General features: G+C 67.6%; 8 protein-coding genes. 6 read left to right on the top strand and 2 right to left on the bottom strand.

Annotated elements, in window-relative coordinates:
• The 4 genes from ACESMO_RS03585 to ACESMO_RS03570 all read left to right on the top strand — a co-directional run.
• Nucleotides 1–343: zinc finger domain-containing protein (locus ACESMO_RS03585; RefSeq protein WP_372706808.1), on the top strand; the 343-nt coding region annotated here is incomplete at its 5' end.
• 93 nt (nt 344–436) lie between these two features.
• Nucleotides 437–925, top strand: a complete 489-nt coding sequence (locus ACESMO_RS03580; protein WP_372706807.1) for a hypothetical protein — start codon at nt 437–439, stop codon at nt 923–925.
• Entirely contained in the window at nt 925–1,140 is a 216-nt protein-coding gene (locus ACESMO_RS03575) for a helix-turn-helix transcriptional regulator (protein ID WP_372706806.1), read from the top strand. The genes ACESMO_RS03580 and ACESMO_RS03575 overlap by 1 nt, the downstream gene beginning before the upstream one ends.
• Nucleotides 1,141–1,181: 41 nt before the next feature.
• On the top strand, nt 1,182–1,970 hold the full coding sequence (locus ACESMO_RS03570; protein ID WP_372706805.1) for an enoyl-CoA hydratase-related protein: 789 nt from the start codon (nt 1,182–1,184) through the stop codon (nt 1,968–1,970).
• Here ACESMO_RS03570 and ACESMO_RS03565 read toward each other — a convergent pair.
• A complete protein-coding gene (locus tag ACESMO_RS03565; RefSeq protein ID WP_372706804.1) occupies nt 1,957–3,723 on the bottom strand; it encodes a M56 family metallopeptidase in 1,767 nt (588 codons plus the stop codon). The genes ACESMO_RS03570 and ACESMO_RS03565 overlap by 14 nt on opposite strands.
• Nucleotides 3,720–4,106: a BlaI/MecI/CopY family transcriptional regulator gene (locus tag ACESMO_RS03560; RefSeq protein WP_372706803.1), complete on the bottom strand. Its 387-nt coding sequence runs from the start codon at nt 4,104–4,106 to the stop codon at nt 3,720–3,722. The genes ACESMO_RS03565 and ACESMO_RS03560 overlap by 4 nt, the downstream gene beginning before the upstream one ends.
• Nucleotides 4,107–4,318: 212 nt before the next feature.
• Between ACESMO_RS03560 and rpsT the strand changes: the two genes are divergently transcribed.
• Together rpsT and dnaA are read left to right on the top strand one after the other, a co-directional pair.
• Nucleotides 4,319–4,588 carry a 30S ribosomal protein S20 gene (rpsT, locus tag ACESMO_RS03555; protein WP_372706802.1) on the top strand — a complete coding sequence of 90 codons (270 nt, stop codon included), beginning with the start codon at nt 4,319–4,321 and terminating at the stop codon, nt 4,586–4,588.
• 418 nt (nt 4,589–5,006) lie between these two features.
• Entirely contained in the window at nt 5,007–6,467 is a 1,461-nt protein-coding gene (gene dnaA, locus ACESMO_RS03550; protein WP_372706801.1) for a chromosomal replication initiator protein DnaA, read from the top strand.
• Nucleotides 6,468–6,626 lie beyond the last annotated feature (159 nt).

Raw genomic sequence — 6,626 nt, 5'->3', positions numbered from 1 at the left:
GGACCAGCGGACCGTCGCCGGCCTCGGCAACATCTATGTCTGCGAGGCCCTGTACCGCGCCCGGATTTCGCCGCTGACTCCGGCGGGCAGGGTGTCGAAACCCCGCCTCGAAAGCCTCGCCGCCGTGGTCCGCGACGTGCTGAACGAAGCCATCATCGCCGGCGGCTCGACCTTGCGTGACTTCGCCAATACCGACGGCGGCCAGGGCTATTTCCAGCACCGGTTCGACGTCTACGGCCGCGAGGGCGAGGCGTGCCGGGGCGAGGGCTGCACCGGGGTGGTGAAAAGAATCGTTCAGAGCGGGCGCTCGACCTTCTGGTGTCCGGTCTGTCAGAAGTGGTGAAGGTGTGAGTCTGCTATAATCGACATGATGTAAAATATAATAGACATTATGTCTGCGCCATGCGAAACGCCGTCAGGTATCGTGGAGGGCGTCATGACGTTTCGGGAAAAGCATCTGTGGATCACCATCGCCACCGCCCTGGGGGTGTGGGCAGTCTTTTTCTGGCGGCTGGGCGAGCGTGTGGCGGGCGGCGGCCTGGGGGATGATCGCTTCGCCGGGGACATGAGTGGCCTGTTCGTCTGGTGCCTGATCATCGTGATCGGGGTCGAGATCGTGCTGAACATCCTCGCCGCCGTGACCACCCGCAAGGCGGATCGGGAAGCGAAGGACGAGCGCGAGACCTATGCCCGGCACCGGTCGGGCGAGATGGCCTATGTGACCCTGTTCATCATCGTCGGCATGGCGGCCTGCGCGGCCTATTTCGGCGGAATGATCGGCGGCAATCTGGTCGATGCGGGCGTGGCGGTGGCCGACGAGGTGGGCGTGATGGTCCTGGTCGCCAATGTTCTGTTCGCCTGCCTGATCCTGTCGGAACTGCTGCGGGCCGCGTTTGAATTGACGCTGCTACGGATCGCCCGCTGATGGGCAAGGCGCCGCCCATCCGGAACCGCATTCGCGAGCTGCGCTTCCACGCCGGAGAGATGACCCAGGCCCAGCTGGCCGAGCGGATCGGCATGACGCGCCAGACCATCGTCGCCATCGAACAGAACAAATACTCCCCCAGCCTGGAGGCGGCATTCCGCATCGCCGCCGTCTTCGTCGTCGAGATTGGCGAGGTGTTCCAGTGGGAGGGCTGAGGCGCTAGACCTTCGCGACCGCAAGCCGAGGAGCCCGCCCCATGTCCGACACCTACGCCACCCTTCTGATCGAACGCCACGCCAACGGCTATGCGCTGGTGACCCTGAACCGGCCCGAGGCGCTCAACGCGCTCAACTCGGCCCTGTTCAGGGACCTGTCCGACTTCCTCGACGCGGTCGAGCATGACGACAGCGTGCGCTGCCTGATCCTGACCGGCTCGGGCGACAAGGCCTTCGCCGCCGGCGCCGACATCAAGGAGATGCAGGACCAGACCTATGCCCAGATGTACGCGGGCAATTTCTTCGCTCTCGGCCACGACCGCATCGTCCGCTTCAGAAAGCCGATCATCGCCGCAGTCAACGGCTTCGCCCTGGGCGGCGGCTGCGAACTGGCCATGCTGTGCGACTTCATCATCGCCTCGGACAAGGCGAAATTCGGCCAGCCCGAGATCAACCTCGGCGTCGCCCCCGGCATCGGCGGCTCCCAGCGCCTGACCCGTCTGGTCGGCAAGTCCAAGGCCATGGACATGGTCCTGACCGCCCGCATGATGGACGCCGCCGAGGCGGAGCGCGCCGGTCTGGCCAGCCGCGTGGTCCCGCACGAAACCCTGCTCGACGAGGTCCGCAAGATCGCCGCGAAGATCGCCGCCCAGAGCCCCCTGGCCGTCATGGCCAATAAGGAAATGGTCAACGCCGCGCTCGAGACCACCCTGACCCAGGGCGTCCAGTTCGAACGCCGCCTGTTCCACAGCCTGTTCGCCTTCGAGGACCAGAAGGAAGGCATGGCCGCGTTCGTGGAGAAGCGGAAGCCGGTGTTCACGGGGCGGTGACGCCGCTCCCTGCGGGGCAGGGATAGGCCCGAACCAGCCCGGCTCGCGCCACATCGTCGGGTGACTGACCGGCGTTGACCCCAATCTGGGCCACGCCCGCCTTTGCGCCGAGCACGAACCGGACGGTGGCATCTCGCCCTTCGAAGGCCGGCGCACAGAAGGCCGGTGAGGTCGACTTTGCCTCCGAGCTGGCGGCCCTGAACAGAACGCCGGCGCAGAAGCCGTCATCGCCGGCGTCCGAGCTGGCGCACATGCGCTGATAGTCGGCACCGGTGACGGCGGCGTCAGCGGCTCGCCACGCCGCGGTCTCCGCCCGGGCGCGAACGCCGTGTTGCTGTTCCCACTCTGCCCCCAGGGTGGCGGACGCTCGATCGACGGCCCCGGCGGGGATAGCCCGCGGTTCGCTCTCGCAAGGGAAGGCCTCGATCATTGCGCGCCGTGCGGCGTCGCGCGCCGAGCCTGCGCCCGCTGCGCCTGTCAACACCACTGCGCGGCCTCGCGCGGCGATAGTGTTCAGCTCTGCGTCAGTTCGGTTGGCCACACAGAATGCGCGCGTGCGGGCCGACTGCTCGTCGAGCGCTTCATCCCACAAAAGCGTGGAGCAGGCCATCCGATCCATTGAGCCTTCAGCGGCGGCGCAAAACAGCTGGTAATCCGCCGCGCTTGCGTTCGAAAGCCGGGCAGCGAAATCGGTCCCGGAAGATTGAGCCGGGGTGTCTGCCCTCATAATTTCGGCGCGTTGACCGGCGACGGCGACCGAGGCCCCGGCAGCGGCGACGACAAGGCCCAGTCCGAGGACGAGCGCGACCAGACGGGCGGCACGTTTCGCCGGAGCAACGGGGTTCAGAACAGCTTTCAGGCGATTCATCGCGGTATTCCTTCCGGCGCCGGTGAAAGTCAGGGCGGGCAGGCCGCCGGAGACCTGTGGACCGACGCGGTTCCGCAGGGCCTCGATCAGGGACCGGGCATAGGCCCGGCGAGTCTCCGGCGACGTGCCGGACAGGGCAAGGGCGTCACACGCTTCCTCTCGTGCGGCGGCGCGCCGGGCCCGCAGAACGGGCATCAGGGAGTTGGCGGCCAGCAGGACCAGCAGCGCCTCCTCCAGCCACAGGGTGCGATGGTCGCCGCGCTTCAGATGGGCCATTTCGTGGGCGATCACGGCGCGGGCCGCCGCCGGGTCGGTCCCGTCGGTCAGACCGACAGGCAGGATCAGCCGCGCGTGACCCAGACTTGCCAGCAGCGCCTCGGAGGTTTCGGTGCTGATCCCGATGCGGGGCGCGCCGATGGCGAATTCGTTGGCGGCAGACTCGACCATCGTTACCACCGCCGGTCCGGGTACCGCCGCGTCGCGAACAATCCGGACCAGCCGCCGGACGCGGTGCGCAAGGGCTGCCACCCGCGCGATTGTCAGCAGGGCCGCGATCCCCAGCACAGCCCAGGCGGCCAGGGTAGGGTCAAAGGCGAAGATCGGCGACGGGGCGACCGCCAGCGCCGCAGCGGGTGTCGTGACGACGGTTGTCGGCAGGAGTGCGGAAACCAGATCAGCGTCGCGCACCGGCGCCGGGGTCAACAACATCAGGCTGATCGCCAGCGGCGGCAGGGCCGGCAGGATCAGGGCCGCAGCCCAGACCCGGTCCCTCAGCCGGGGATCGGCGCTCGGCCGTTCGACCAGCCGGCCGCCAGCCCAGGCCAGAGCCGCGACCGCGATGGACAGGCCCAGCGACAGCGCCAGAAGTTCGGGCGGGCCCATCATCGGACATCCCCGTCGGCGTCCGGCCTGGCCAGGGCCGCTTCCAGCTCAGCGATGTCGTCGGCGTCCAGAATCTGGCTGCCCGAGAAGGCCGCGGCGGGCAGGGGGCCATCGAGATCAAGCAGCGCCCCGAGCCGCTTCATCAGCCCGCCGATCACAGCCACCTTGTGCTGGGCGGTGGAATAGACCGCCATGCCGTGGACGTCGCGGCGCGTCAGCAGGCCCTTGGCCCGCATCCGCTCCAGTACCGTGCGCGTCGTCGAAGATGTCCAGCCCAGATCACCGGCGATGCGATTGCGGACCTCGCTCGCCGACAGATCCCCGTCGCGCCAGAAGCATTTGAGGACGTCCAGTTCGGACTCGCTGGGGGCTGTGGGTTCGGCCATGATACGGGACTCACGATTGATGTCGCAAGTACTCTACAATTGTAACCTATCAGCGTCAAGCGTCGTTATCAGGCAGCGGGCGGGCCTGGGGTTGAGGCGCGCCCAGACTCTTCGTTGACCCCCCAACCCCTTTCCGCTATAGCCGGCCGCTGTTGAAGATTTCCCCGCCGTGGACCGTGCTCCGCGGCGTTTCCGTTCGTAAGGTTTGACTGATGGCCAACAACCCCGGCGCCAAGAAAGCGATCCGCAAGATCGCGGCCCGCACCGAAGTGAACAAGGCGCGCCGCACGCGTGTCCGCACCTTCCTGCGCAAATTCCAGGAAGCCGTCGTCGGCGGCGACGCCGGTGCCGCCAAGGCCGCTTTCGTCGAGGCGCAGTCCGAGCTGATGCGCGCCGTCTCCAAGGGCGTGGTCCACAAGAACACCGGTTCTCGCAAGGTCAGCCGACTGGCCGCCCAACTGAAGAAGATTTCTGTCGCCTGATTTTTCGGGCACCGGACGGCCTTTCACGGGCCTGTCATGGTAAATACCAGTGATATCAACGGCGAGGATGCAAAAGCGTCCTCGCCGTTTGCACGTGCGTCGCTAGCTGCCTCTGGTCGGGTTCGTGCTTACGCTTGTGGCGAAAACCGGTTTTTCTCTGACGGTGTTTGGCTTTAGCGGAGTCAAACAATTTAAGTCGCGATCGCGAATCGAATCAGCGTTGACGCACCCCTTTGCGGGCGTAAGTTGGGGCGCTGACGCACTTCCATCTCCACACGGATGAAGACGGCGCGGAACCTGTTTTCGTGTCGGCGTGAGACGCCTGTTCAAGAGTACGATCCCACCCGCGCGGTGCGCTAGCCACGCGGGACAGGAGAATTCGTGCCGGAGCCAGGCGTCTCTGAAGGGCGTCGGGGTGATGGATTTTTCTTGGCGGGTGGCTGACATGACGGGGGGCGCGCGAATGGCGGACATGACGGATCCGGATCACATCTGGACCGAGGCGGCGGGGCGTCTGCGCGGCGAGATCGGCGAAGGGGCCTTCAGCTCCTACATCGCGCCGTCCGCCGTCCGCGCCGACGGCGCCGGCCAGCTGGTCCTGGTGACGCCGACCGCCTATGCCCGCGACTGGGTACGCAAGAACGCGCTGCGTCGCATGAACGAGCTCTGGCTTGGCCTGGATGGCCTGTCGCGTCGCCTCGACGTGCGCTGCCGCGCCGAGATGGTCTCGACCCCGCCGGCCTCGCAGGTCGCCGCCGGCCGCGCCGAGGCCGCCCAGGTCGTCTCCATGCCGCTGGCCACGGTGCCGCCGGTCGCCGACGGTGCCCGCGCCGTGCGCGCCGCCGGCCTGCAGGAGCGGCTGAACTTCGACAGCTTCGTCGAAGGCCAGGGCAACGCCTTCGCCCTGGCCATCGCCCGTCAGGCCGCCCAGTGGGCCGACGGCCATTTCAACCCGATCTTCTTCTGCGGCCCCTATGGCTACGGCAAGACCCATCTGCTGAACGCCATCGCCTGGGAGGCCCAGCGCCTGCGGCCGGACGCCAAGGTGGTGTATCTGACCGCCGAACGGTTCCTGTCGACCTTCGTGCGCGCCATGCAGGACCGCTCGACCGCGGCCTTCAAGGACAGTCTGCGCGGCGCCGACATGCTGCTGATCGACGACGTCCAGTTCGTCGGCGGCAAGGCCTCGACCCAGGAAGAACTGCTGGCCACGCTGACCTCGCTGATCGAGGACGGCAAGCGCATCGTGCTGTCGGCCGACCGTCCGCCCATGGCCCTGACCGAGATCGAGCCGCGCCTGCGCAGCCATCTGGCCTCGGGCCTGACCTGCCCGGTCGAGCCCGCCGATCGCGCGCTGAAGCTGGCCGTGGCCCGCAACCGGATCCAGGCCCTCGCCAATCTCGGCGTCGTCTCGGGCGAGGCCCGCGCCGATGTGCTGGAACATCTGGTCGACCGCACCCCCGGCTCGATGCGCGAACTCGAAGGTGCCGTGAACACCCTGGCCGCCGTCGCCGGGGGTCGCCTGTCCACCCTGGGCGTCGACGAGGTGCAGGCGTTGCTGGGTTCGGCCCTGCGCGGCGGCCCCGAGCGCCGCATCACGGTCGATGAGATCCAGAAGACGGTGGCCGAGCATTTCACGCTCAAACAGGCCGATCTGTTGTCTGAGCGCCGCACCCGCGCCGTGGCCCGTCCGCGCCAGATCGCCATGTGGCTGTGCAAGCAGCACACGACGCGGTCCTATCCCGACATCGGCCGGCGCTTCGGCGGGCGGGACCACACCACGGTCCTGCACGGCGTCCGCAAGATCGAGGAGCTGATGGCGCTGGACGACCAGATCGCCCGGGACGTGGAAGCGCTGACGCGCAAGCTGCGCGGCTGACGCGGCGGTGGCGAGTGGCGAGTGCAATCGCTTGAGGGGCCGATAGCCCGCTTCCCCTTCGACGACGATCGAAGCGGTGTCGGCTTCGGAACTTATCCACGCGCCACTCGCCACTAACCACTCGCCACTTCCTTGCCCCCGCCCGCCAATCCGCTAGTG

The organism is Brevundimonas sp. (assembly GCF_041688735.1).
In the GTDB taxonomy this organism is placed as follows: domain Bacteria; phylum Pseudomonadota; class Alphaproteobacteria; order Caulobacterales; family Caulobacteraceae; genus Brevundimonas.
Note: the sequence above shows the minus strand (reverse complement) of the source record. Positions and strands in the feature narration are given on the sequence as shown.

Excerpts from the sequence above, each read along its gene's own strand:
- ACESMO_RS03570 (WP_372706805.1), top strand. The coding sequence starts at position 1,182 with ATGTCCGACACCTACGCCACCCTTCTGATCGAACGCCACGCCAACGGC.
- rpsT (WP_372706802.1), top strand. The coding sequence starts at position 4,319 with ATGGCCAACAACCCCGGCGCCAAGAAAGCGATCCGCAAGATCGCGGCC.
- ACESMO_RS03560 (WP_372706803.1), bottom strand. The coding sequence starts at position 4,106 with ATGGCCGAACCCACAGCCCCCAGCGAGTCCGAACTGGACGTCCTCAAA.
- ACESMO_RS03580 (WP_372706807.1), top strand. The coding sequence starts at position 437 with ATGACGTTTCGGGAAAAGCATCTGTGGATCACCATCGCCACCGCCCTG.
- dnaA (WP_372706801.1), top strand. The coding sequence starts at position 5,007 with ATGGATTTTTCTTGGCGGGTGGCTGACATGACGGGGGGCGCGCGAATG.
- ACESMO_RS03575 (WP_372706806.1), top strand. The coding sequence starts at position 925 with ATGGGCAAGGCGCCGCCCATCCGGAACCGCATTCGCGAGCTGCGCTTC.
- ACESMO_RS03565 (WP_372706804.1), bottom strand. The coding sequence starts at position 3,723 with ATGATGGGCCCGCCCGAACTTCTGGCGCTGTCGCTGGGCCTGTCCATC.